This window comes from Kitasatospora sp. NPDC057518, from assembly GCF_042802075.1.
Lineage (GTDB): Bacteria > Actinomycetota > Actinomycetes > Streptomycetales > Streptomycetaceae > Kitasatospora.
On sequence record NZ_JBHVEU010000048.1, the window covers coordinates 1 to 23,455 of the forward strand.

Below are 23,455 nucleotides of genomic sequence, written 5' to 3' on the forward strand. Positions count from 1 at the left end.
GCTCGACGGGGCGACGCGAACCCACCGTTCAGACCTCGCGGACGCCCGCGCGCCAGACCGCGGCCGTCAGCGGCACGCCCGGGCGGTAGGCCAGGTGCACATGCGAGGGCGCGTCCAGCAGCAGCAGGTCCGCCCGCGAGCCGACCGCCACCGTCCCGACGTCACCGCGCCGGAGGGCGCGGGCGCCGCCCGCGGTGGCTGCCCAGACCGCCTCGTCCGGGGTCATGCCCATCTCGCGCACCGCGACCGCGACGCAGAACGCCATCGAACTGGTGAAGCTGGAACCGGGGTTGCAGTCCGTGGACAGCGCCACCACCGCGCCCGCGTCCAGCAGCCGGCGCCCGCTCGGGTACTCGGCGCGGGTGGAGAACTCCGCGCCCGGCAGCAGCGTCGCGACCGTCGCCGAGCCGGCCAGCGCCGCCACGTCCTCGTCCGTCAGGTGGGTGCAGTGGTCCGCCGAGGCGGCCCCCAGCTCCACCGCGAGCTGCACGCCGGGCCCGTACGTGAGCTGGTTGGCGTGCACGCGCGGCGTGAGGCCCTTCTCGATCCCCGCCATCAGGACGGCCCGCGCCTGCTCCCCGTCGAAGGCGCCCTTCTCGCAGAACACGTCCACCCAACGGGCGTGCGGCGCGCAGGCGTCCAGCATCTCGCCGGTCACCAGCTCCACGTACCCGGCCGGGTCCTCGGCGTACTCCGGCGCCACCACGTGCGCGCCCAGGTACGTCGTCTCCGGGGTGTACCCGGCGGCGATCCGCAGCGCCCGGGCCTCGTCCTCGACCGTCAGCCCGTAGCCGGACTTGCACTCGATGGTGGTGGTGCCCTGCCGCACCGCCTCCCGGACGAACCGGGCCAGGTTGGCCTCCAGTTCGGCATCCGAAGCGGCCCGCGTGGCCGCCACCGTGGTCCGGATGCCGCCCGCCGAGTACGCCTGCCCGGACATCCGGGCGTTGAACTCGGCGGTGCGGTCGCCCGCGAACACCAGGTGGGCGTGCGAGTCGACGAAGCCGGGCAGCAGCGCCCGGCCCCCGGCGTCGAAGCGCTCGTCCGCCGCCGGGGCGTCGGCCGCCGGGCCGACCCAGGCGACGGTGCCGCCGTCGACCACCACGGCCGCGTCGGTGAGCAGGCCGAGCGGCCCGGCGCCCTGCCCGGGGTCGTTGGTGACCAGGCTGCCGATGCCCGTGATCAGGGTGGTCGTGGTGCTCAAGACAACGCCTTCCGAAGGGGGTTGAACGGGGGTCAGTAGTCCAGCGCGCGGATCGCGGAGCGCAGCGCACCCGGCACGTCGGCCACCAGCAGGTGCACGCCGTCCCGGACGACGTGCCGGCCGCCGACCACCAGGTGCCGCACGTCCGCCGCCGAGGCCGCGAAGACGGCGATCTCGGCGCCCAGCCGGGGCGGCGGGCCCGCCGTACGGACGGTGTCCAGCGCGATCACCGTGAAGTCGGCGAGCGCCCCGGCCTCGATCCGTCCGGCCTCCGGCCAGCCGAGCGAGGCGTGCCCGTCCTCGGTGCCGGCCCGCAGCAGCGCGTTCGCCGTCCAGTGGCCGCGCGTCCGCGTCCGCAGCCGCTCGTCCAGCTCCAGCGCGCGGGCCTCCTCGAACGGGTCGATCACCGCGTGGCTGTCGCTGCCCAGGGTGATCGGGGAGCCCGCCGAGGCGAGCCGGCGGGCCGGGCCGATGCCGTCCGCGAGGTCCCGCTCGGTGGTGGGGCACATGCAGACCGTGGTGGAGGAGTCGGTGAGGAGCCTGACGTCCTCGTCGGTCAGGTGGGTGGCGTGCACGGCCGAGGTGCGCGGGCCGAGCACGCCGTGGTCGGCGAGCAGCCGGGTCGGGGTGACGCCGTGCGCGGCCAGGCAGGCGTCGTTCTCGGCGGTCTGCTCGGACAGGTGGACGTGCAGCGGCGCCCCGCGCAGCGCCGACCAGTGCGCGACGGTGTCCAGCTGCTCGGCCGGAACGGCCCGCACCGAGTGGACGGCGGCGCCGATCCGGGCGTGCTCGCGCGGCTTGAGCGCGTCCGCCCGGGCGGCCCAGGCCTCGGCGTCGCCGTCGCTGAACCGCAGCTGGGGGTGGGTCGGCTCGGCGCCGAAACCGGAGGACAGGTAGCAGGTGTCCAGCAGGGTGATCCGGATGCCGGCCCGGGCGGCGGCCTCGATCAGCGCCTCGCCCATCGCGTTCGGGTCGGTGTACCGGGCGCCGCCGGGCGCGTGGTGCAGGTAGTGGAACTCGCCAACCGCCGTGACACCGGCCAGCGCCATCTCGGCGTAGACGGCGGTGGCGAGCGCCAGGTAGCGGTCCGGGTCCAGCGCGCCGGCGAACCGGTACATGGTGTCGCGCCAGGTCCAGAAGGTGCCGGAGCCGACCTGGACGTGCCCGCGCAGCGCCCGGTGGAAGGCGTGCGAGTGGGCGTTCGCCTGGCCGGGCAGCAGCAGCCCGTCGAGCCGGACGGCGCCGGGCGGGCAGGGGCCGCTGTCCGGGACGACGGCGGCGATCGTCCCGCCGGGGCCGGTGGTGATCAGCACGTCCCGCTCGACCACCGGCCCGTTGTCGTGCGGCAGCCAGGCGTACTGGGCCCAGTACGCCACGGGGCTCGACGGGGTCACTGACACGCCAGGTCCTCCAGTACGTCGGCGAGGGCGGCGACCCCGGCCAGGCAGTCGGCCTGCTCGGCGTGCTCGGCCGGGGAGTGGGAGACGCCGGTGGGGTTGCGCACGAACAGCATGGCGGTCGGGATCGCCGAAGCCAGGATGCCGGCGTCGTGTCCCGCGCCGGTGGGCAGCACCGGGGCGTCCAGCAGCTTGGCCAGCCGGTCGCGCAGCGGCCCGTCGAAGTCCACCACCGGGGTGTAGGACTCGCGGGTCAGCTCGACCCGGACGCCGTCGCGCTCGCCGCGCTCGGCGGCGGCCCGCTCGATCGCCTCGACCAGCTCGGTGAGGGTGCGCTCGTCGGCCGCCCGGGAGTCCAGCCAGCCGCGCACCAGCGAGGCGATCGCGTTGGTGCCGTTGGGCTCGACCGCGACCTTGCCGAAGGTGGCCCGCGCGCCCGCCTGCTTCGCCTTCTTGCGGGCCGCCAGCACGGTGTTGGCGTAGGTCAGCATCGGGTCGCGGCGGTCCTCGATCCGGGTGGTGCCGGCGTGGTTGGCCTCGCCGTGGAAGTCGAACCGCCAGCGGCCGTGCGGCCAGATCGCCCCGGCCACACCGACCGGCTGCCCCTCGGCGAGGCAGCGGCCCTGCTCGACGTGGAGCTCGACGAAGGCGCCGATCCGGGCCAGCCGGTCCTCGTCCGCGCCGATCGCGGTGGGGTCGTAGCCGGCCTTCTCCATCGCGTCGGGCAGCCGGACGCCGTCGGCGTCGCGCAGCCCGTACGCCTGCTCCGGGGAGAGCACCCCGGCGGTCAGCCGGGAGCCGATGCAGGCCACGCCGAACCGGGCGCCCTCCTCGTCGCCGAAGTTGACGATCGCCAGGGGCCTGCTGAACTCCGCGCCGCGGGAGCGCAGTTCGTCCAGCGCGGCGAAGGAGGAGACCACGCCGAGCGGGCCGTCGAAGGCGCCGCCGTCCGGGACGGAGTCCAGGTGCGAGCCGGTGACGACCGCGCCGCCGGCGGTCGGATCGCCCAGCCAGGCCCACTGGTTGCCGTTGCGGTCCAGCTCGTACGCCAGGCCGCGGCTGCGGGCCTGCTGCTCGAACCAGGCGCGGCACTCGGCGTCGGCGGAGTTCCAGGCGAAGCGGCGGTAGCCGCCGGAGGCGGCGGAGCGGCCCACGGGGAGCAGCTCCGCCCACATCTCTTCGAACGACGGAAGCGTCACAGCTCGCCCATCGGGACGCGGACACCGCGCTCGGCGGCGACCTCGGTGGCCCGGTCGTAGCCGGCGTCCACGTGCCGGATGACGCCCATGCCCGGGTCGTTGGTGAGCACCCGGCGGATCTTCTCCCCGGCCAGCGCGGTGCCGTCGGCGACGGTGACCTGGCCGGCGTGGATCGAGCGGCCGATGCCGACGCCGCCGCCGTGGTGGATGGAGACCCAGGAGGCGCCGGAGGCGACGTTGACCATGGCGTTGAGCAGCGGCCAGTCGGCGATCGCGTCGGAGCCGTCCAGCATCGCCTCGGTCTCCCGGTACGGGGAGGCCACCGAGCCGCAGTCCAGATGGTCGCGGCCGATCACGATCGGGGCGGACAGCTCACCGGAGGCGACCATGTCGTTGAAGCGCTCGCCGGCCTTGTCGCGCTCGCCGTAGCCGAGCCAGCAGATGCGCGCCGGCAGGCCCTGGAAGTGCACCTTCTCCTGGGCCAGCTTGATCCAGCGGGCCAGCGACTCGTTCTCCGGGAAGAGGTCGAGGACGGCCTTGTCGGTCTTGTGGATGTCCTGCGGGTCCCCGGACAGCGCCGCCCAGCGGAACGGGCCCTTGCCCTCGCAGAACAGCGGGCGGATGTACGCCGGGACGAAGCCGGGGAAGGCGAACGCGCGGTCGTACCCGGCCAGTTGGGCCTCGCCGCGGATCGAGTTGCCGTAGTCGAAGACCTCGGCGCCGCGGTCCAGGAAGCCGACCATCGCCTCGACGTGCGCGGCCATCGACTCGCGGGCGCGCTGGGTGAACTCGGCGGGCTTGGCGGCGGCGTAGTCCGCCATGTCCTCGAAGGCGACGCCGACCGGCAGGTAGGCCAGCGGGTCGTGGGCGCTGGTCTGGTCGGTGACGATGTCGATCGGCGCGTCCATCGCGAGCAGCTGCGGGACCAGCTCGGCGGCGTTGCCCAGCACGCCGATGGAGAGCGGCTGCTTCTTGTCGCGGGCGGCGGTGGCCAGCTCCAGCGCGTGGGAGAGGTCCTTGGCCTCGACGTCCAGGTAGCGGTGCTCGATCCGGCGGGCGATCCGGGACGGGTCGCAGTCGATACAGATCGCCACGCCGCCGTTCATGGTGACGGCCAGCGGCTGGGCGCCGCCCATCCCGCCGAGGCCGGCGGTGAGGGTGATGGTGCCCTCCAGCGAACCGTTGTAGCGCTTGCCGGCAACGGCCGCGAAGGTCTCGTAGGTGCCCTGGAGGATGCCCTGGGTGCCGATGTAGATCCACGAGCCGGCGGTCATCTGCCCGTACATGGTGAGCCCGAGGCTCTCCAGCCGGCGGAACTCCTCCCAGTTGGCCCAGTCGCCGACCAGGTTGGAGTTGGCGATCAGCACCCGCGGCGCCCACTCGTGGGTCTGCATCACGCCGACCGGCCGCCCGGACTGGACCAGCATGGTCTCGTCCTGCTTCAGCCCCTCCAGCGTCCGCACCATGGCGTCGAAGGACCGCCAGTCCCGCGCCGCCTTGCCCGTCCCGCCGTACACCACCAGCTTCGACGGGTGCTCGGCCACCTCCGGGTCGAGGTTGTTCATCAGCATCCGCAGGGCGGCCTCCTGCTGCCACCCCTGCGCCGTCAGCCCCGTCCCCCGCGCCGCGCGCACCTCTCGCGGCCCGCTCGCCTGCTGCTGCACCATAGTCACGGCCTCCCTGCGGATGGATTCATTCAAGCTATGTTCGATTGAATATAACTAAACAGTCGGCTTTCGACCAGACCCCGAAGGCATCCGATCAGCCCCGGCACCGGCCCACTTGGCGCGCTAGCCTGAACCCGGCGGACACCAGCCACTCGGCCCAGCACCAGAGAGCGGAGGACACGATGACGGCCATCACCGTGCGGCCCGGCAGACTCCGGGATGCGGCGGAGGAGATCGAGGAGAGCACGGGACTTCGCGTCCAGATCATCGGAGGAACCCTGGTGATGTCCCCGACCCCTCGCGGCAAGCACGCGGGAACCGTCCGACGGCTGCGCATCCAGCTGGACCCCCGACTGCCCGCCGACCTGGGCGCCTACGAGGTGTCGTCCATCTACATGCCGGGCAACGACGAGGACTACGCCACGCCCGACCTGATCGTCCTCCCCGTCGACTGGGAGAACGACGACCGGTGGCTCGCCGACCCCCACGAGGCGGCCCTCGTCGTCGAGGTGATCTCCAACTCGGAGGGCGTGAAGGCCATCTCCACCAAGACGGACTGGTACGCGAGCGCCGGCGCCCCGGCCCTGCTCGCACTCGACCCTCGCAACGGCACCTGGGCGCTCCACACCCACCCCCGCGACGGGGCGTACCAGGGCATCCTGCTCGGCAAGTACGGCGAGCCCGTCCCGCTGCCCGCACCGCTGCCCGCCGAGCTGGACACCTCCGGCCTTCCGCTGTACGCGCCGCGCGCCTGAGTCACGCCGCGGCGTCGCCGCCGTCCCAGTCGATGCCGATCTCGGCGAGCCAGCGGCGGTCGTCGGCGTCGGGGGTGGGCGGGGAGGGCGGGCGGGGGATGTTCTGGACGGGGCCGAGGCCGTACTTCTCGGCGGCCGCGGCGGCGCGGGCGTCGGGTTCGATGACGCCGACGTGGACGGCGGACTCGTCGCCCGGGTCGAGGACGGTCAGTTCGGGTTCGGGCAGGCGCCGCAGGGTGACGCGGCGTCCGCAGGTGGGGCAGGACCATTCGTCGGCACCCGAGGAGAGGCGGGCGACGAACTTCATCTCGTGGATCACGCGCATGGGCGGCACCCCCTGCAGGGGGGATGCCCGGGTTCGTGGCGGCTACTCCCCCGCCGCCGCGGGCCGCGGTTATTCCAGGAAGAGTCCGCGCGCCGCCGCCGACTGCTCGATCGCCTCCAACCGGGCCTCCGCACCCGGGAGTTCGTCGCACATGGACTGCAGCAGCACCCGGCCGAGCATCATCGGCGCGCACGCGGTGTCGAAGACCAGCCCGGTGCCGACGGCGGCCGGCAGCATCAGGTCGGACAGCTTGGCGACCGGCGCGAAGGCGCTGTCGGCGACGGTGAGCACCGTCAGCCCGCACTCGCGGGCCACCGTCAGCGCGTCCATCAGCTCCCGCGGGTAGCGCGGCAGGGCGAAGCAGAGCAGCGCGCTGGCACCGGCCGCCCGGGCCTGCTCCAGCCGGTCGGTGAGCATGCTGCCGCCCTCGTCCAGCAGCCGGATGTCCGGGTGCACCTTGGACGCGAAGTAGGCGAAGCCGCGCGCCTGCGCCGAGGCGGCCCGCAGGCCGAGCACCGGCAGCGGGCGGGAGGCGGCGAGCAGCCGGGCGGCCCGGATGATCGGCTCCGGGTCGGCGAGGAGTTCGGCGAGGTGGCGCAGGTGGGCGATCTCGGCGAGGACGGCCTGCTGGTGCTCGTTGCGCACCGCGTCGTCCGGGGTCTCCGGCGCGGCCGGTTCGCCGCCGCCGAGTTCGCGCAGCTGTTTGCGCAGCGCCGGGTAGCCGTCGTAGCCGAGCGCGACCGCGAAGCGGGTGACGGACGGCTGGCTGACGCCCGCGAGTTCGGCGACCTCCACGCTGGACAGGAACGGCGCCTCGGTGGCGTGCCGCACCAGCGAGTGGGCGATCCGGCGCTGGGTCGGCGTCAGCCGGTGCCCCTCGAAGAGCTGGAGCAGCCGGGCGGAGGGGCCGACGCTGCCGGCCTCGTCGGTGGCGGTCATCAGCGGTACCTCCGGGTGCGTGCGGTTCGGACGACGACTGTGCAGGAGCGGGCGGCGCCTGGCAAAGACGTCTCGTACGGCGGGACGTCCGCTGGGACGCCCCGCGGGTCGGACGGCCCGGCGGTGGTCCGGGCCGGGTGGGCCGGGGTCGGACAGACCTGAGCCGGGATCGGGCAAACCCGGGCCGGGGTCGGACAGACCCGGGCCGGGGCGGGGCAACCCTGATTTCTCCCTGAGCCCGCCCGGATTCCTCCCGCGAACGGATGGACCGGACGCCCCCGCGGCCCCACTCTGGTCCTATGGACACTCGTCAGGACGAACTGCGGCGCGACCTCGACGCCACCCTCCAGGCCCGCAAGGAGCTCGGCAAGGAGTACGAGGACGAACTCGTCGACTCCTTCATGAGGCGGCTCGACGCCCGTCTGGACGCCCGGGTCGAGCGCTCGGTGGCCAAGCGGCTGGACGACGACGAGCCGCGTTTCCGGCACCGGGGCCACCCCCGTCGTCCGGGCTTCGGCAAGCGTTCCAACGCCGGGCTCGCGGTGACCTCGCTGGTCATCGGCGTCCCGCTGACGGCGATCGCGGGCAGTCCGGAGAGCGGCGGCTTCGCCGGCCTGGTGGTCTGCTGGGCGGGCATCGTCGGGGTCAACCTGGCCGCCGCCCTGGGCGAGCTGCGCAACCGCGGGGGCCGCGGGGAGCGCTCGCCACGGAGCGACGACTGGGACTGAGTCCCCGTCACCCCGCGGCGGCGCCATCGGCCCGGTCGGACGGACGTCAGGCCAGCGGGCCGGTGACCCGCTCGACCGCGCGCACCAGCTCGCCGGAGGCGACCAGTTCGGCGGCGGCCTCCAGGTCCGGCGAGAGGAAGCGGTCGCGGCCGGCGCCGCCGACCCCCGCCTCGCGGGCGGCGGCCAGCGCGGCCGCGGTGGCCGGGGCGAGCCCGCCGGCCCCGTCGGCCTGCCGGCGGATCTCCAGCGCGCGGGCGGAGGCGGTCAGTTCGACGGCCAGGATGCGGCCGAGGTTGGCCACCGCCTGGCGCAGCTTGCGCGCGGCCGACCAGCCCATCGACACGTGGTCCTCCTGCATCGCGGAGGACGGGATCGAGTCGACCGAGGCCGGGACGGCGAGCCGCTTGTTCTCGCTGACCAGCGCCGCCTGGGTGTACTGGGCGATCATCAGGCCGGAGTCCACGCCCGGGTCGTCGGCCAGGAAGGCCGGCAGGCCGTGCGAGCGGGCCTTGTCGAGCAGCCGGTCGGTGCGGCGCTCGGAGATCGAGCCGAGGTCGGCGGCGGCGATGGCGAGGAAGTCCAGCACGTACGCGACCGGGGCGCCGTGGAAGTTGCCGTTGGACTCCACCCGACCGTCCGGCAGCACCACCGGGTTGTCGACCGAGGCGGCCAGCTCGCGCGCGGCGACCAGCTGGGCGTGCGCCAGGGTGTCCCGGCCGGCGCCGGCCACCTGCGGGGCGCAGCGGATCGAGTAGGCGTCCTGGACCCGCGGGGCGTCGTCCTGGTGGTGGCCGGTGAGGCCGGAGTCCTTGAGGACGGCGAGCATGTTGGCGGCGCTCAGCGCCTGGCCCGGGTGCGGGCGGATCGGGGCGTGCAGCTCGGGGGCGAGCACCTTGTCGGTGCCGAGCAGCGCCTCCAGGCTCATCGCGGCGGTGATGTCGGCGGTGGTGAACAGCCGCTGGAGGTCGGCGATGGCCATCACCAGCATGCCGAGCATGCCGTCGGTGCCGTTGATGAGGGCGAGGCCCTCCTTCTCCAGCAGCTCGACGGGCTCGATCCCGGCGGCGGCGAGCAGCTCGGCGGCGGGCTTCTCCACGCCGTCCGGGCCGGTGGCGGTGCCCTCGCCCATCAGGACCAGCGCGCAGTGCGAGAGCGGCGCGAGGTCGCCGGAGCAGCCGAGCGAGCCGAACTCCCGCACCACCGGGGTGATGCCCGCGTTGAGCAGGGCGGCCATGGTCTGCGCGACCAGCGGCCGGACGCCGGTACGGCCGGAGGCCAGCGTCTTCATCCGCAGGAACACCAGCGCGCGGACCACCTCGCGCTCGACCGCCGGCCCCATGCCGGCGGCGTGCGAGCGCACCAGCGACCGCTGCAGCTGGGCGCGCAGCTCGGGGCTGATGTGGCGCACGGCGAGCGCGCCGAAGCCGGTCGACACGCCGTAGACGGGGCGCGGCTCGGCCGCGAGGGCGTCGATCCGCGCACGGGCGGCCGCCATCTCGGCCAGCGCGTCGGGACCGATCTCGACCCGGGCGTTCCCCCGGGCGACGGCCAGGACGTCCTCGGCACCGACGTCGGCCTTGCCGACCAGGACCAGCGGAGCGTCGGGGGCCACAGCACTGTGCATATCCATATACACCATCTCATCAGGTGAATGAAGATATGACAACAGGTGCTCGCCATCCGGATTCTCCGCCCTCCGGATCGGCGCCGCACACCGCGGCCCCCTATCGCCCCCCGCATCACGGCACGGGCGGCGTCACGACACGCGCAGCTCGGCCTCGATCAGGTCCGCGGCCCGGGTGGTGCCGCCCTCGGCCCGGCCGGCGGCGGACAGCTCGGCCAGCCGCTCGGCCACCGCCGGGTCGCCGGTCAGCTCCAGCAGGGCGGCGCGCAGCGCCTCTGCGGTGGCCTGCTCGGTGTCCAGCCGGCGGGCGACGCCGAGGCCGACCAGGGCGTCCGCGTTGGCGAACTGGTCGGCGGCCTGCGGCACCGCGATCATCGGCACGGCGTGGAACAGCCCCTCGCTGGAGCCGCCCATGCCCGCGTGGGTGACGAAGGCGTCCGCCTGGGAGAGCACCGACAGCTGGGGCACCCACCGGTGCACCTCGACGGTGTCCGGCACCTCGCCGAGCTCGGCCAGGTCGGTGTGCTTGCCGACCTGGAGCACGGTGTGCCAGCCCGGCAGGTCGCCGAAGGCCTCCACGCAGGCCCGGTAGAAGGCGGGCTGGTGGGTGAAGGCCGAGCCGAGCGAGACCAGCAGCACCTTCTCGGCGCCGGCCGGCCGCTGCCACTCGCCCTGGTGGGCGCGGTCGCCGAAACAGGGCCCGACGAAGCTGATCCGCCGCTCGTCGACCCGGTCGACGTTGGGCTGGAGGGCGCGTGGGACGAGCGCGACGCACCGCTCGGGGCGGTTCTTGAAGCCCTCCACGTCGCGCTGCACCGCGCCCGCCTCGACCAGCCAGTCGGCGTACCGGCGGTAGTGCTCGGGGCCGCCCGGGCCGTTGCGCATCGGCTCGAACATCGCCGCGAGGTCCTCCTCGAAGCCCTCCCAGCCGACGAAGGCGGGCGACAGCTGCACCACCGGCACGCCCAGCCGCTCGCCGAGCGCCCGCCCGGCGAAGCCGCCGATGTCGTAGAGCACCAGGTCGGGGCGGTCGTCCTCGAAGGCCTCCAGCAGGACGGGCCACATCGACAGCGTGTCGTCCAGGAACAGCTCCTGGATCGCCACCAGGTCCGACGGCCAGCCGGCCGGGTCGTCGGTGAGCGGCAGCTTGGTCGGGTACGGGACGAAGGTCGCGCCGGTGGACTCGACGACCTCCCGGAAGGAGGGGTCGTTGACGTAGCTGACCCGGTGGCCCCGGGCGACCAGCTCGGTGATCACCGCGAGACTGGGGTTGACATGCCCATGAGCGGGAATGGAGACCATCAGGATGTGTGCAGGCGGGCGGTTCACGGGCACCTCCGGGGAACGGGGGATGAGACGAGACGATCCGTCTCGCGATGGCATGGGAAGACAATACGTCTCGTCTCGTTGTTTCGCATAGAATTTTTTCCATGGCCTCCAGAACAGCTCCCGACCCCGCCCGACGCAGCGAGCGCGCGCACGCCGCCGTCCTCGCCGCCACCACCGAACTCGTCGCCGAGATCGGCTACGGCAGGCTGACCATCGAGGCGATCGCCGCCCGGGCCGGCGTCGGCAAGCAGACCATCTACCGGTGGTGGCCCTCCAAGGGCGCCGTGGTCTTCGACGCCTTCCTCGCCGCCGGCGAGCACGAGGGCGGCATCGCGCTCCCCGACACCGGCGACCTCGCCGCCGACCTCCGCGCCGTCCTGCGCCCCACCAGCGACGAGCTGGCCGACCCGGACACCGACCGCACCTACCGGGCGATCATGGCGGAGATCCTCAACGACCCGGCACTGCAGGCCGAGCACCGCACCCGCCTGCTGGACCCCCTGCTGGCCGTCACCCGCGACCGCCTCCGCAGCGCCCGCGAGGCCGGCCAGATCGCCCGCGACACCGACCTCGACCTGGCCGTCGAAATCGTCTACGGCCCGCTCTACTACCGCTGGCAGTACCGGCTCGGCCCGCTCACCCACGAGCACGCCGACCGCCTGGTCGACGCCGCCCTGCGGGCCCTCAACCCGCCGTCCGCCGGCGGCGGTTCCGGCGCCTGAACCAGCGGACGGCCACCACCGCGGCCGGTCCCTCAGACCACCGGCGGCGAGGCCGGCCCCGCCAGGGCGACCGAGACCAGGGCGCGCATGGCGGAGGCGGCCTGCCCCAGCGGCAGCGTCGCGTCGTCGGCGAAGAGCTCCACCAGCCAGCCACCGGCCGGGTTCTGGCCGCCCGCGGCCACCATGCCCCGGTAGCCGGAGACGACGAGCATGGCCTCCTCCGCCGGGTCGTTGCCGGCCGCGCCCGCCCGCAGCGCGAAGGAGCCGCCGCGGACGGCGCGGCGGGTCATCGGGTAGTGCCGGAGGTCGAAGACCGCGTCGGGGGCCTCGATCTGGGCCCGCTGGGTCTCCGCGCGGACGCTGCTGGGGCCGCTGGTCATCCGGTAGACGGCGTGCTGGGCGGTGCGCATGAGGTGGGAGCCGGGCGGGACGTACGAGACCCACCAGCCGACGGCGTCCAGCAGCCGGGCGGAGGCCTCGGCGACGACGACCAGCTTGCCGAGGGTGTCCGCGGGGTGGACGGCCCGGGCCGTGGCGGCCTGGTCGAGGGAGGCGAGCACGGCGGTGAGCAGCTGCCCCGGGTCGGCGCTGTGGGCGGCGCCGCGGAACCGCCGCCGGTCGCCCGCCCCGGCCCGGCCGTTCGGCCCGCGCCGCCCGTCCGCCCGGTGGTGCGGGTCGGCGGCGTCGGCGAGCAGCACGGTGGGGTCGGGCGAGAAGCCGGGGCCGTGGCTGCGCCCGGCGACGACGGGGTGGGCGGCCCGGGCGGCCTTGGCCCGGTACTGGGCGGCGTCGGCGAGCCGGAACAGCCGGTCGGGGGTGGTGACGGGCCCGATCGAGTCCCCGGTGGAGGCGACCCCGCAGGCCACGCCCTCGCCCTCGGAGAGCGCGAGCGCCCGGGCGCACAGCTCCTCGGCGACGGAGACCACCTCGTCGGCCTTCTGCCCCTCCACGAGCAGGCAGAACTCGTCGCCGCCGAGCCGGGCGGCGAGGCTGCCGGGGAGCTTGGCGGCGGCCAGCGAGAGCTGGTGGGCGAACCGCTCCAGCAGCCGGTCGCCCATCTCGTGGCCGAGCTGGTCGTTGACCCGCTTCAGCCCGTTGACGTCGCAGACCACCAGGGAGACCACGGTGTTGTCCCGGTTGTGCGCCTCCAGCGCGCTCTCCAGCCGGGCGTCGACGGCGCGCCGGTTGGCCAGGCCGGTGAGCGGGTCGGAGAAGGCGAGCCTGCGCAGGTCGGCGAGGCGCTCGGTCTGCGCCAGCCCGGCGGAGACCTGGGCGGCGAGCAGGGTCGCGTAGTCGGCGTCGGCCTCGGTGAACTCGGGCATCCCGGCCGACCGGGCGAGGTACAGCTCGCCCCAGGCCTGGCCGTGCAGCACGACCGGCGCGACCACGCAGCAGGCCCGCCCGCGCCGGCGCAGCGCCGCGGCGCGCTCCTGGCAGTACGCGCCGGCCGTCGGGTGGGCGTGCCCGGCGTGCTGCACGCTGTTCTCGGCGCTCTGCAGCCAGGCGCGCGGCAGCCGCCCGGTGGTCCAGCGCTCCTCCAGGTACGTGACGATCTCGGGGAAGTCGGCGACCGGGTACGACTCGTCCTCGGGCAGCTCCTCCTCGCCCGGGGCGAGGTCGCCGTGGTTGACCAGCACCCGCAGCCGGCCGGACTCGCGGTCCCAGACCGAGACGGCGGCCATGGTGGCGCCGAGCGCCTCGGTGGCCCGGGCGGCGGCGGCCCGGACGGCCTCCAGCGGGGTGAGCGCGGCGGCCATGTCCTGGGCCAGCTCGACCACGGACTGCAGCCTCAGGTCGGGCAGCGGGTCGGAGTGCCGCGAGCCGCCGCAGTCGCAGTCGCGGTCCGTCATGATCGCCTCGCTGCTCACCGGCTCGCCTCGCTCCCTGTGCTCGGTCCTGCCGGACCCCCGTCGGCCGGCCGCACCCGACCGGCCGCTTGCACCAAGACTAGGGCGGTTTCGTTCGCTTATGCCCCGTTTGCCCGGGCGGACCCGCAGCAGAACGTACGGGTTTCAACCGTTCAGCACCCGCAACCGCCCGTCCGCCGTGGGGAAGCGTGCCCACGAACGCCGTCACCGCATGCGTCTGCCCGCGGACGGCCGAAGCGCGCGTCCCCGTACGTCCACCGGATGCGTCTTCCCCGCGCGGGCCCGCCGTACGCGCGCCACCCGCGTACGGCCACCACCGCGTACGGCCGCCACCCGCCTACGGCCACCGCCGCATACAGCCCCGCGCGCAGGCGCTACTCGGCCTTCAGCCGCCGGGTGAGCAGCCACGGCTCGACCAGGCCGAGCCCCCGCACCGGCCGCCGCCACATCGGCTGCAGGTGGAACCGCGCCCCGGCGTCCGGTCCCGGGATCGGCAGCCCGGAGGCGGGCATCCCGGCCGCGGCCGACAGCGCCTCGGCCAGGCCGGGCCCCTCCGCGTCGGCCGGGGCGACGCTGCCGTTCTGCTCCAGCGCGGCGGCGAACTCGCCGTCGATCAGCACCGCGTCCTTGGGCGCGATCGAGGTGAGCCGGCTCGCCAGGTTGACGGTGGTGCCGAAGACGTCGCCCATCCGCGAGGTGACCGTGCCGAAGGCCATGCCGACCCGCAGCGGCGGGATGGTGTCGTCCCCGGCCAGCGCCTCGATCAGGCTCAGCGCGATCTCGGCGGCGGTCGCCGGGTCCTCGGAGACGTAGAGGATCTCGTCGCCGAGCGTCTTGATCACCCGGCCGCCCTGGCCGGCGATCAGGTCCGAGCAGGTGTTCTCGAAGGTCTCGACCAGCTCGCCGAGCTCCTCCTCCTCCAGCCGCCGGGACAGCCGGGTGAAGCCGACCAGGTCGGCGAAGCCGACGGCGAGCCGCCCGCTGGTGATCTCGTGGTCCTCGGCGGCCTGCACCACCCGGCCGGTGACGGCCGCCAGCTGGCGCCGCCAGACGTACACCAGGAACTGCTCCAGCTCCGGCAGCAGCAGCTCGACCAGCGGGTACGCGACGTCGGCGCGGGTCAGCCCGGGCTCGACGGCCTGGGTGAGATTCTCCAGGAAGGTGTCCATCTGCCAGCCGGCCAGCCGGGCCGTGGTCTGGCCGGTGGAGCGGGCCACCTGGATCGCCATCGACTCGCTGAGCAGCCCGGACTCGACCAGGCCGGCCAGCCGCCGCAGCGCGATCACGTCGCCGTCGGTGAGCGCCCGGGACTGCCCGATGTCCGGGAAGCCCATGGCGCGCCAGAAGCGGGTGGCCAGCTCCATCGGGACGTCGGCGGCGCGCGCGGCCTGGTACGGGGTGTAGCGGCGCGGCGCGTCCAGGATCAGGCGCTCCAGTTCGAGCGCGACCGTGGGGTCGTTGCTGCCCGCCGTCGCGCCGCTGCTGCCGTCCTCTGCCACCGGTCCGTCCCCGTGCGATCGCCGCACTCGCCTCGTGTCCTACCTGTCCGGGCGCGCACTCCGCCACCCGGGCGGGCAGTGGCGCGCCTCACACCGCTGCCAGGTGGAATGTTCGCACGGAATCGTCGGATCCGGGGCATCAGCCCGGGTCAAGGAGAGGTGAAGAGTGCCGTTCAGCGGGGCTCGGGGCGTACGTGGACGACGTCGCCCGCGCCGACCGCCCGGCGTACGCCGTCGGGTGTGCGGACCACCAGCCGCCCGTCGCCGTCCACCGCGACGGCCTCGCCGACCAGCTCGCGGTCGCCCGGCAGGTGCACCTTCACCTGGCGGCCGAGCGTGGTGCAGCGGTCCACGTAGGCGCGCAGCAGGTCGCTGGCGTGCGGGTCGCCCGCGGCGGCCGTCCACTCCCGGTACAGCTCGGCGAGTTCGCGCAGCAGGGCGCGCAGCAGGGTGCCCCGGTCGGTGGTCGTGGCGCCGGCCAGCGCGAGCGAGGCGGCGGTGGGGACGGGCAGCTCCTCCGCGCGCAGCGAGACGTTGAGGCCCATGCCGACCACCACCGCGCCGCCGGCCAGCTCGGTGAGGACGCCGCCGAGCTTGCGCTCCGCGCCGTCGATCTCCGTCTGGAGGTCGTTGGGCCACTTCAGCCCGACCTCGACCCCGGCGACCCGGCCCAGCGTGCTGGCCGCGGCCACCCCGACCAGGATCGGCAGCCAGCCGTACCGCTCGACCGGCACCTCCTCGGGGCGCAGCAGCAGGGACAGGAACAGCCCGGAGCGGGGCGGTGCGGTCCACCGCCGGTCCAGCCGGCCGCGGGCGGCGCTCTGCGCCTCGGCCACCAGCACCGCGCCCTGCCCGGCGCCCGCCGCGGCCCGGGCGGCGAGGTCGCTGTTGGTGGAGCCGGTCTCGGCGACGACGTCCAGGGAGGTCCACAGGCCGCCCGGGACGAGCAGGTCGCGGCGCAGCGCCTCCTCGTCCAGCGGCGGACGGTCCAGGTCGGTCCAGGGCGACGGTCCGGCGTGGCCGAAGCCGCGCAGTCCGCTGCGGCGGGGGGTCTCGGGTGCGGTCATGGGAAAACCCTAGAGCGGGTCCGGGACGTAGGCCGCCCCATCGTCCCGCAGAACACCCGTCAACAGAACTGTGTCGATGGTCATGACGCCGGGACGTGCCGGATAGCCCTCCGCGCTGGCTACGCTACCCAGCGGTAGTTCGTAGCGCCGCCCTGCCCTCATGCGCGGGCCCACCACCCGGCCCCGCGCGCACTCGAAACAGGTCGCGGCCATGGATCAGGGAGAGCCACCGGATGACCGAGGCGCCGTACGACCCCCACACCACCGCCGGCAAGCTCGCCGACCTGCGGCGCAGGCTGGACGAGGCGGTGCACTCCGGCTCGTCCAAGGCCGTGGAGAAGCAGCACGCCAAGGGCAAGCTGACCGCCCGTGAACGGGTCGTGGAACTGCTGGACGAGGACTCCTTCGTGGAGTTCGACGAGTTCGCCCGGCACCGCTCGACCAACTTCGGCCAGGAGAGGAACCGGCCGTACGGCGACGGCGTGGTGACCGGCTACGGCACCGTGGACGGCCGCCAGGTCGCCGTGTTCGCCCAGGACTTCACCGTCTTCGGCGGCTCGCTCGGCGAGGTCTTCGGCGAGAAGATCGTCAAGGTGATGGACTTCGCGCTGAAGACCGGCTGCCCGGTCATCGGCATCAACGACTCCGGCGGCGCCCGGATCCAGGAGGGCGTGGTCTCGCTCGGCCTGTACGGCGAGATCTTCCGCCGCAACGTGCACGCCTCCGGCGTCATCCCGCAGATCTCGCTGATCATGGGCCCCTGCGCGGGCGGCGCGGTGTACTCCCCCGCGATCACCGACTTCGTGGTGATGGCCGACCGGACCTCGCACATGTTCATCACCGGCCCCGACGTGATCAAGACCGTCACCGGCGAGGACGTCGCGATGGAGGAGCTGGGCGGCGCGCGCACCCACAACACCAAGTCGGGCAACGCCCACTACCTGGCCGCGGACGAGAAGGAGGCGATCGAGTACGTCAAGAGCCTGCTCTCGTACCTGCCCTCCAACAACCTGAGCGACCCGCCGTCCTACCCCGAGCAGGCCGACCTCACCGTCACAGCGCAGGACCTCGAACTCGACACCATCGTGCCGGACTCGGCGAACCAGCCGTACGACATGCGCAAGGTGATCGAGCACATCGTCGACGACGGCGAGTTCCTGGAGACCCAGCCGCTGTTCGCGGGCAACATCATCACCGGCTTCGGCCGGGTCGAGGGCCAGTCCGTCGGCATCGTCGGCAGCCAGCCGATGGACCTGGCCGGCTGCCTGGACATCAACGCCAGCGAGAAGGCCGCCCGCTTCATCCGCACCTGCGACTCCTTCAACGTCCCGGTGCTGACCTTCGTGGACGTGCCCGGCTTCCTGCCCGGCACCGAGCAGGAGTGGGACGGCATCATCCGGCGCGGCGCCAAGCTGATCTACGCCTACGCCGAGGCCACCGTCCCGCTGATCACCGTGATCACCCGCAAGGCCTTCGGCGGCGCCTACGACGTCATGGGCTCCAAGCACCTGGGCGCCGACCTCAACCTGGCCTGGCCGACCGCGCAGATCGCCGTGATGGGCGCGCAGGGCGCGGTCAACATCCTGCACCGCCGGGAGATCGCCGAGGCCGAGGCGGCCGGCACCGCCGAGGAGAAGCGGGCCGAGCTGATCGCCTCGTACGAGGAAACCCTGCTGAACCCCTACCTGGCCGCCGAACGCGGCTACGTGGACGCGGTGATCGCGCCGAGCGAGACCCGCCGGCACATCGTCCGCGGCCTGCGGGCGCTGCGCGGCAAGCGCGAGGTGCTGCCGCCGAAGAAGCACGGCAACATCCCCCTGTAGGCCCCGTCCCTGTCGGGAGAGAACCAGCCATGTCGATCCACGTGCTGCACGGGCAGCCGACCCCCGAGGAGCTGGCCACCGTCCTGGCGGTGGTCCAGGCCCGGGCCGCCGCCGCACAGGCCGCCGCCGAGGCGGCCCGCAGGGCCGGCGCCGGCCCGGACTCCCCCTGGGGCGACCGCGCCCGCCGGCTCCGTCTCGCCGCCCGTCCGGGCCCGAACGCCTGGCGGACCTCGGGCTGGGCGCACTGAACTCCGCGGCGTGGAGGGGGAGGACGGCCCCGCCGCCCTCCCCCTCCGTGCCGTACCGGGCGCCCGGCGCCCGCTTTGCCCGAAACCTGAGTACGGATACTCAGGCGCCCGCACCCCCGCGCGGCGCACTCTGGACGGGTGCTCTGGTCAGACCCCCGTGACGAGCCCTCGCCCGAGGCCCGTCGGATGCAGGAGCGGATGCAGCGGGCCGGCAAGGTGCTCGCCGCCCTCGTGCTGGTCGGCGCCGTGCTGATCATGATCTCCCGCTCCTTCACCTGAGCCGTTCACCCGAACGGCGGACACCGGCACCCCCTACGCTGGTGGACATGACCGACCAGCGCCCCCTCGTCCTCGCCTCCGCCTCCCCCGCCCGCCTCGGGCTGCTGCGCCAGGCGGGCCTCGACCCGCGCGTGGTGGTCAGCGGCGTCGACGAGGACGCGATCACCGCCGCCACCCCCGCCGAGCTCGCCCTCGTCCTGGCCGAGGCCAAGGCCAAGGCCGTCGCCGCCGAACTCGCCGACGGCGAGCTGGTGATCGGCTGCGACTCCGTCCTGGAACTGGACGGCCGGGCCCTCGGCAAGCCCGCGGACGCCACCGAGGCGCTGGCCCGCTGGCAGTCGATGCGCGGGCGTTCCGGCGTGCTGCGCACCGGCCACTGCGTGATCGACACCGCGACCGGCCGGCAGTCCTCGGCCACCGCCTCCACCACCGTCCGCTTCGGCACCCCGGACGACGCCGAGATCGCCGCGTACGTGGCCTCCGGCGAACCGCTGTACGTGGCCGGGGCGTTCACCCTGGACGGCCGCTCCGCGCCCTTCATCGACGGCATCGACGGCGACCCGGGCAACGTCATCGGCCTCTCCCTGCCGCTGCTGCGCCGGCTGCTCGCCGACCTCGACGTGCGCATCACGGACCTGTGGGCGAACTGACCTGCCGGAGCCCGCGGCGGTGGCCCAGGGCCTGTCTCCTGGATTTTGTCGGATCAGGCCGCGGCGTTGGGGTGCGCGCATCGCAAGGCGGAGGAGGGAGCCACTGCGGAGCATTGGCGACCGACGACAACGCCGCGAGGTGTGTGCCCCGGCGTCGCGGACCCGGCAAGGATCCAGGAGACAGGCCCTAAGCTGACCGCGGTCTCGAACGGGGGGAGGGGACGCGGCAGATGACCGACAGCGTGCTCAACGTGGTGCTCGGCCTGGTGGCCAGCGCGATCAGCGCCGGCCTCGGCTGGCTCGCCCAGGCGCTGCGGCGGCGCCGCAGGGTCGAACGGGTGCGGGCGTTCTTCGGACTGCCGGGCGGCAGCGAGTGCCTGATCGTGGTGCCGCGCAGCATCGGGACGGGCTCGCACGCCCACACCGTGACCCGGCGCGACGCGTACGCGCTGATGTGGCTGGCCGGGCTGGTCGAGGAGTGCGGGGCGCGGCCCGAGCTGGTGGCCCACGACGCCGCGCACCGCGGCCTGGGCGCCAAGACCGAGCTGTGCCTGGGCGGTCCGGTCAGCAACGAGCGGATGGCCGCCCATCTCGCCTGGGGCCTGCCGGGCGTGCTGATCACCTCGGGGCCGGGCCCGGGCAGCAACGTCCTCGTGGTGGGCGAGCGGGACTTCACCGCCGGCCCGGACGAGACGCACGTCCTGCTCGCCCGGATCGCCACCCCGGACGGCGGCCGCCCGGTGTTCCTGGTCTCCGGCCAGACCGGCACCGCCAACCAGGCCGGGGTGCGCTACCTGGTCGCGCACCACCGCGAACTCGCCCGGAGGTACGGGCAGGACGGCACCTTCGCGCTCGTCCTGCGGGTGGTCAACCCGGAGGCGTACGGGCCGGACATGGTCGAGGTGGCGGCCGACGTGACGGCCGAGGCGCTGCGGCGGCCCGCCGCCCGCTCCGGCGCCGCTTGAGCGGCCCGCGCGAGACTGTGGCCCATGCCACCCTCCCGCCGCGCCGCGGGCCGGTCACCCGCTGTGGCCCCCGCCGATCCGGGCGGACCGGCGCCGACCTGCGACGTCGTCCACGGGGCCGCCCGCGGGCCCGGAAAACCCATCACCGAGCGTGTGGGATAGTTCACAACCCGGGGCTACTCGCCGGTACTGCCCAGGAATCCATAAACTCAACGAGGTTCAAGAAGGGAGCCACAGTGCGCAAGGTGCTCATCGCCAACCGCGGGGAAATCGCTGTCCGCGTCGCCCGTGCCTGCTCGGACGCCGGTATCGCCAGCGTCGCCGTCTACGCCGAGCCGGACCGGGATGCGCTGCACGTCCGCGCGGCCGACGAGGCTTACGCGCTGGGCGGTGACACCCCCGCTACCAGCTACCTGGACATCGCCAAGGTCCTCAAGGCGGCCGCCGACTCCGGTGCGGACGCCGTCCACCCCGGCTACGGGTTCCTGTCGGAGAACGCCGACTTCGCCCAGGCCGTCCTCGACGCGGGTCTGATCTGGATCGGCCCGCCGCCGCAGGCCATCCGCGACCTCGGCGACAAGGTGACCGCCCGGCACGTCGCCCAGCGGGCCGGTGCCCCGCTGGTGGCCGGCACGCCGGACCCGGTCTCGGGCGCCGACGAGGTCGTCGTCTTCGCCCGGGAGCACGGCCTGCCGGTCGCCATCAAGGCGGCCTTCGGCGGCGGCGGACGCGGCCTCAAGGTCGCCCGCACGCTGGAGGAGATCCCCGAGCTGTACGAGTCCGCGGTGCGCGAGGCCGTCGCCGCCTTCGGCCGCGGCGAGTGCTTCGTCGAGCGCTACCTGGACAACCCGCGGCACGTGGAGACCCAGTGCCTGGCCGACAAGCACGGCAACGTGGTGGTCGTCTCCACCCGTGACTGCTCGCTCCAGCGCCGCCACCAGAAGCTGGTCGAGGAGGCGCCCGCGCCGTTCCTGACCGCCGAGCAGAACGCCGAGCTGTACCGGGCGTCCAAGGCCATCCTGAAGGAGGCCGGCTACGAGGGCGCCGGGACCTGCGAGTTCCTGGTCGCGCTGGACGGCACGATCTCCTTCCTGGAGGTCAACACCCGTCTCCAGGTGGAGCACCCGGTCACCGAGGAGGTCACCGGCCTCGACCTGGTCCGCGAGATGTTCCGGATCGCCGACGGCGAGGAGCTCGGCTACGGCGACCCCGAGGTCCGCGGCCACTCCTTCGAGTTCCGCATCAACGGCGAGGACCCGGGCCGGAACTTCCTGCCCGCGCCCGGCACCGTGACGCTGTTCGCCCCGCCGTCCGGCCCGGGCGTGCGCCTGGACTCGGGCGTGGAGACCGGCTCGGTCATCGGCCCGGCCTGGGACTCGCTGCTGGCCAAGCTGGTCGTCAGCGGCCGCGACCGCAAGCAGGCCCTGGAGCGGGCCCGCCGCGCGCTGGCCGAGTTCAAGGTGGAGGGCATGGCCACCGCCATCCCGTTCCACCGGGCGGTCGTCACCGACCCGGCGTTCGCGCCCGAGGTGCACGGCGGCGACGGGCCGTTCACGGTCTTCACCCGGTGGATCGAGACCGAGTTCGACAACACCATCCCGCCGTTCGCCAGCGCGGCCGGTGACGGCGAGGAGGCCGAGACCCGGGAGACCGTGGTGGTCGAGGTCGGCGGCAAGCGGATCGAGGTCTCGCTGCCGTCCTCGCTGGGCGTCACGGCGGCCCCGGCGGCCGGTGCGGCGGGCTCCGCCAAGGCGAAGCGCCGGGTGGGCGCCAAGAAGGCCGGCTCGGCCGTCAGCGGCGACACCCTGGCCTCGCCGATGCAGGGCACCATCGTCAAGGTCGCCGTGGAGGAGGGCCAGGTCGTCGCCGAGGGCGAGCTGATCGTGGTCCTGGAGGCGATGAAGATGGAGCAGCCGCTGAACGCCCACAAGGCGGGCACCGTCACCGGCCTCAAGGCCGAGGTCGGCGCGAGCGTCAGCAGCGGCGCCGCGCTCTGCGAGATCAAGGACTGACACCGTCCCTGACCCCGGACCGGTCCGTACGCCCCTCGGGGGTGTGCGGACCGGTCCCGTTTCCGCGGACCGTAACCGTACGGGCTCAGCGCCCGCGCGGCAGGCCCAGTTCGGCCAGCCTGGCGGGCATGCCGCCCGGGGCGACGGGCCCGCCGTGCGCGCCGGGGCGGCGCTGGCCGGGCAGCGGGGCGCCGCCGGGGGGCGGGCCGCCGCGGCGGGCCATCGGGCCGGGCTGGGGCTGGTGCATCGGGCCGCTGCCGGTGCCGTGCACCGGGGCGTCACCGCCCGGGCCGGCGCCCAGCGGGGCCAGGTCGACCTGCACCCCGCAGTCGGCGAGCGCGTCCAGCTCGCGGACGGTGCTGTCGTCCGCGGTGGCCTGCTCGTCGGTGACCAGGCGGGTGATGGTCTCGGTGGCGACGGTCTGGAACATGCCGGCCGCGCCGAGCTTGGTGTGGTCGGCGAGGACGATCACCTCGGCGGCCGCCAGCACCATGGCCCGGTCCACGCTCGCGGACAGCATGTTCGCCGTCGACAGCCCGCGCTCGGCCGTCAGACCGCTGCCGGAGATGAAGGCCTTGTTGACCCTCAACCCCTGCAGGGACTGCTCCGCGCCGCTGCCCACCAGCGCGTAGTTGGAGCCGCGCAGGGTGCCGCCGGTCATCACCACCTCGACCCGGTTGGCGTGCGCCAGGGCCTGGGCGACCAGCAGCGAGTTGGTGACCACCGTCAGCCCGGGCACCCGGGCCAGCCGGCGGGCCAGCTCCTGGGTGGTGGTGCCGGCGCCGACCACCACCGCGTCCCCCTCCTCCACCAGGCCGGCGGCGAAGTCCGCGATGGCGCTCTTCTCCGCCGCGGACAGGTGGGTCTTCTGCGGGTATCCGGGTTCGCGGCTGAAGCCGCCGGGGAGCACCGCGCCGCCGTGCCGGCGGTCGAGGAGCCCTTCTGCCTCCAGCGCCCGCACGTCACGGCGCACGGTCACTTCGGAGGTCTGGACGACGCGGGCCAACTCCCGGAGCGAGACGGCTCCGTTGGCGCGCACCATTTCGAGGATCAACTGGCGACGTTCTGCTGCAAACACAGAACCGACGGTAACCTGCGTGACCGTCTGCTTTCAGGCGTTTGCAGCTAGTAGCGGGAATTGCTCACGCACGAGCG

20 protein-coding genes and 1 pseudogene are annotated in these 23,455 nt (G+C 74.2%); 9 read left to right on the forward strand and 12 right to left on the reverse strand.

The genetic code is table 11. The features are described 5' to 3' along the window. Positions 1–28 precede the first annotated feature (28 nt). From hutI to hutU, 4 genes are read right to left on the reverse strand one after another with little or no spacing between them, the layout of a single operon-like run. Positions 29–1,204: an imidazolonepropionase gene (hutI, locus tag ACFU7Z_RS07675; RefSeq protein ID WP_380776889.1), complete on the reverse strand. Its 1,176-nt coding sequence runs from the start codon at positions 1,202–1,204 to the stop codon at positions 29–31. A 32-nt stretch (positions 1,205–1,236) separates the two neighbouring features. After that, positions 1,237–2,604 carry a formimidoylglutamate deiminase gene (locus tag ACFU7Z_RS07680; RefSeq protein WP_049650034.1) on the reverse strand — a complete coding sequence of 456 codons (1,368 nt, stop codon included), beginning with the start codon at positions 2,602–2,604 and terminating at the stop codon, positions 1,237–1,239. After that, the gene (locus ACFU7Z_RS07685; protein ID WP_380776901.1) at positions 2,595–3,776 is read right to left on the reverse strand and encodes an allantoate amidohydrolase; all 1,182 of its coding nucleotides are present in this window, start codon (positions 3,774–3,776) and stop codon (positions 2,595–2,597) included. The genes ACFU7Z_RS07680 and ACFU7Z_RS07685 overlap by 10 nt, the downstream gene beginning before the upstream one ends. A gap of 20 nt (positions 3,777–3,796) precedes the next feature. Continuing rightward, positions 3,797–5,467, reverse strand: coding sequence for a urocanate hydratase (hutU, locus tag ACFU7Z_RS07690; RefSeq protein WP_049650036.1), 1,671 nt, complete (start codon positions 5,465–5,467; stop codon positions 3,797–3,799). A 182-nt stretch (positions 5,468–5,649) separates the two neighbouring features. On the opposite strand from hutU, the gene ACFU7Z_RS07695 reads away from it, so the two are divergent. Further along, positions 5,650–6,222, forward strand: coding sequence for a Uma2 family endonuclease (locus tag ACFU7Z_RS07695; protein ID WP_380776891.1), 573 nt, complete (start codon positions 5,650–5,652; stop codon positions 6,220–6,222). 1 nt (position 6,223) lies between these two features. Here the strand turns inward: ACFU7Z_RS07695 and ACFU7Z_RS07700 are convergent, their stop codons facing one another. Continuing rightward, entirely contained in the window at positions 6,224–6,547 is a 324-nt protein-coding gene (locus ACFU7Z_RS07700; RefSeq protein WP_074003892.1) for a hypothetical protein, read from the reverse strand. Between the two features lie 69 nt (positions 6,548–6,616). Continuing rightward, positions 6,617–7,486 (reverse strand): MurR/RpiR family transcriptional regulator, encoded by an 870-nt coding sequence (locus ACFU7Z_RS07705; RefSeq protein WP_380776892.1) that lies wholly within the window; start codon positions 7,484–7,486, stop codon positions 6,617–6,619. 299 nt (positions 7,487–7,785) lie between these two features. Here ACFU7Z_RS07705 and ACFU7Z_RS07710 point away from each other — a divergent pair, with 299 nt between their 5' ends. Further along, entirely contained in the window at positions 7,786–8,214 is a 429-nt protein-coding gene (locus ACFU7Z_RS07710; protein ID WP_380776893.1) for a hypothetical protein, read from the forward strand. Positions 8,215–8,260: 46 nt separating this feature from the next. Here ACFU7Z_RS07710 and hutH read toward each other — a convergent pair whose 3' ends face one another. Next, positions 8,261–9,838 (reverse strand): histidine ammonia-lyase, encoded by a 1,578-nt coding sequence (gene hutH / locus ACFU7Z_RS07715; protein WP_107418822.1) that lies wholly within the window; start codon positions 9,836–9,838, stop codon positions 8,261–8,263. A gap of 132 nt (positions 9,839–9,970) precedes the next feature. Continuing rightward, positions 9,971–11,140, reverse strand: coding sequence for a macrolide family glycosyltransferase (locus ACFU7Z_RS07720; protein ID WP_380776903.1), 1,170 nt, complete (start codon positions 11,138–11,140; stop codon positions 9,971–9,973). A gap of 128 nt (positions 11,141–11,268) precedes the next feature. Between ACFU7Z_RS07720 and ACFU7Z_RS07725 the strand changes: the two genes are divergently transcribed. Next, complete coding sequence (locus ACFU7Z_RS07725) at positions 11,269–11,889, forward strand: TetR/AcrR family transcriptional regulator (RefSeq protein ID WP_380776895.1); 621 nt, start codon at positions 11,269–11,271, stop codon at positions 11,887–11,889. Between the two features lie 623 nt (positions 11,890–12,512). Here ACFU7Z_RS07725 and ACFU7Z_RS07730 read toward each other — a convergent pair. The 3 genes and pseudogenes from ACFU7Z_RS07730 to ACFU7Z_RS07740 all read right to left on the reverse strand — a co-directional run. Continuing rightward, positions 12,513–13,739, reverse strand: a pseudogene (locus ACFU7Z_RS07730) (diguanylate cyclase domain-containing protein); the annotation flags it as partial. Positions 13,740–14,131: 392 nt separating this feature from the next. Next, positions 14,132–15,256 carry an adenylate/guanylate cyclase domain-containing protein gene (locus ACFU7Z_RS07735; RefSeq protein ID WP_049655773.1) on the reverse strand — a complete coding sequence of 375 codons (1,125 nt, stop codon included), beginning with the start codon at positions 15,254–15,256 and terminating at the stop codon, positions 14,132–14,134. A gap of 173 nt (positions 15,257–15,429) precedes the next feature. Next, the gene (locus tag ACFU7Z_RS07740; RefSeq protein ID WP_074003897.1) at positions 15,430–16,323 is read right to left on the reverse strand and encodes a biotin--[acetyl-CoA-carboxylase] ligase; all 894 of its coding nucleotides are present in this window, start codon (positions 16,321–16,323) and stop codon (positions 15,430–15,432) included. A gap of 233 nt (positions 16,324–16,556) precedes the next feature. On the opposite strand from ACFU7Z_RS07740, the gene ACFU7Z_RS07745 reads away from it, so the two are divergent. The 6 genes from ACFU7Z_RS07745 to ACFU7Z_RS07770 all read left to right on the forward strand — a co-directional run bounded on the left by ACFU7Z_RS07745 (position 16,557) and on the right by ACFU7Z_RS07770 (position 22,300). Continuing rightward, entirely contained in the window at positions 16,557–18,146 is a 1,590-nt protein-coding gene (locus ACFU7Z_RS07745; RefSeq protein ID WP_049655771.1) for an acyl-CoA carboxylase subunit beta, read from the forward strand. A gap of 29 nt (positions 18,147–18,175) precedes the next feature. Next, positions 18,176–18,394: an acyl-CoA carboxylase epsilon subunit gene (locus ACFU7Z_RS07750; RefSeq protein WP_049655770.1), complete on the forward strand. Its 219-nt coding sequence runs from the start codon at positions 18,176–18,178 to the stop codon at positions 18,392–18,394. 138 nt (positions 18,395–18,532) lie between these two features. Beyond that, positions 18,533–18,673, forward strand: a complete 141-nt coding sequence (gene mmpB / locus ACFU7Z_RS07755; protein ID WP_181970605.1) for a morphogenic membrane protein MmpB — start codon at positions 18,533–18,535, stop codon at positions 18,671–18,673. A 47-nt stretch (positions 18,674–18,720) separates the two neighbouring features. Next, positions 18,721–19,323, forward strand: coding sequence for a nucleoside triphosphate pyrophosphatase (locus ACFU7Z_RS07760; protein ID WP_074003898.1), 603 nt, complete (start codon positions 18,721–18,723; stop codon positions 19,321–19,323). A 230-nt stretch (positions 19,324–19,553) separates the two neighbouring features. Continuing rightward, on the forward strand, positions 19,554–20,288 hold the full coding sequence (locus ACFU7Z_RS07765; RefSeq protein WP_380740746.1) for a hypothetical protein: 735 nt from the start codon (positions 19,554–19,556) through the stop codon (positions 20,286–20,288). A gap of 236 nt (positions 20,289–20,524) precedes the next feature. After that, positions 20,525–22,300, forward strand: a complete 1,776-nt coding sequence (locus ACFU7Z_RS07770) for an acetyl/propionyl/methylcrotonyl-CoA carboxylase subunit alpha (protein WP_380776896.1) — start codon at positions 20,525–20,527, stop codon at positions 22,298–22,300. A gap of 85 nt (positions 22,301–22,385) precedes the next feature. Here ACFU7Z_RS07770 and ACFU7Z_RS07775 read toward each other — a convergent pair whose 3' ends face one another. Next, complete coding sequence (locus ACFU7Z_RS07775; protein ID WP_241853005.1) at positions 22,386–23,342, reverse strand: DeoR/GlpR family DNA-binding transcription regulator; 957 nt, start codon at positions 23,340–23,342, stop codon at positions 22,386–22,388. Between the last annotated feature and the right edge of the window lie 113 nt (positions 23,343–23,455).

Excerpts from the sequence above, each read along its gene's own strand:
- ACFU7Z_RS07775 (WP_241853005.1), bottom strand. The coding sequence starts at position 23,342 with ATGGTGCGCGCCAACGGAGCCGTCTCGCTCCGGGAGTTGGCCCGCGTC.
- ACFU7Z_RS07710 (WP_380776893.1), top strand. The coding sequence starts at position 7,786 with ATGGACACTCGTCAGGACGAACTGCGGCGCGACCTCGACGCCACCCTC.
- ACFU7Z_RS07740 (WP_074003897.1), bottom strand. The coding sequence starts at position 16,323 with ATGACCGCACCCGAGACCCCCCGCCGCAGCGGACTGCGCGGCTTCGGC.
- ACFU7Z_RS07695 (WP_380776891.1), top strand. The coding sequence starts at position 5,650 with ATGACGGCCATCACCGTGCGGCCCGGCAGACTCCGGGATGCGGCGGAG.
- ACFU7Z_RS07725 (WP_380776895.1), top strand. The coding sequence starts at position 11,269 with ATGGCCTCCAGAACAGCTCCCGACCCCGCCCGACGCAGCGAGCGCGCG.
- hutH (WP_107418822.1), bottom strand. The coding sequence starts at position 9,838 with ATGCACAGTGCTGTGGCCCCCGACGCTCCGCTGGTCCTGGTCGGCAAG.
- ACFU7Z_RS07720 (WP_380776903.1), bottom strand. The coding sequence starts at position 11,140 with ATGGTCTCCATTCCCGCTCATGGGCATGTCAACCCCAGTCTCGCGGTG.
- ACFU7Z_RS07705 (WP_380776892.1), bottom strand. The coding sequence starts at position 7,486 with ATGACCGCCACCGACGAGGCCGGCAGCGTCGGCCCCTCCGCCCGGCTG.
- ACFU7Z_RS07760 (WP_074003898.1), top strand. The coding sequence starts at position 18,721 with ATGACCGACCAGCGCCCCCTCGTCCTCGCCTCCGCCTCCCCCGCCCGC.
- ACFU7Z_RS07750 (WP_049655770.1), top strand. The coding sequence starts at position 18,176 with ATGTCGATCCACGTGCTGCACGGGCAGCCGACCCCCGAGGAGCTGGCC.
- ACFU7Z_RS07685 (WP_380776901.1), bottom strand. The coding sequence starts at position 3,776 with ATGTGGGCGGAGCTGCTCCCCGTGGGCCGCTCCGCCGCCTCCGGCGGC.
- ACFU7Z_RS07700 (WP_074003892.1), bottom strand. The coding sequence starts at position 6,547 with ATGCGCGTGATCCACGAGATGAAGTTCGTCGCCCGCCTCTCCTCGGGT.
- ACFU7Z_RS07765 (WP_380740746.1), top strand. The coding sequence starts at position 19,554 with ATGACCGACAGCGTGCTCAACGTGGTGCTCGGCCTGGTGGCCAGCGCG.
- hutU (WP_049650036.1), bottom strand. The coding sequence starts at position 5,467 with ATGGTGCAGCAGCAGGCGAGCGGGCCGCGAGAGGTGCGCGCGGCGCGG.
- ACFU7Z_RS07745 (WP_049655771.1), top strand. The coding sequence starts at position 16,557 with ATGACCGAGGCGCCGTACGACCCCCACACCACCGCCGGCAAGCTCGCC.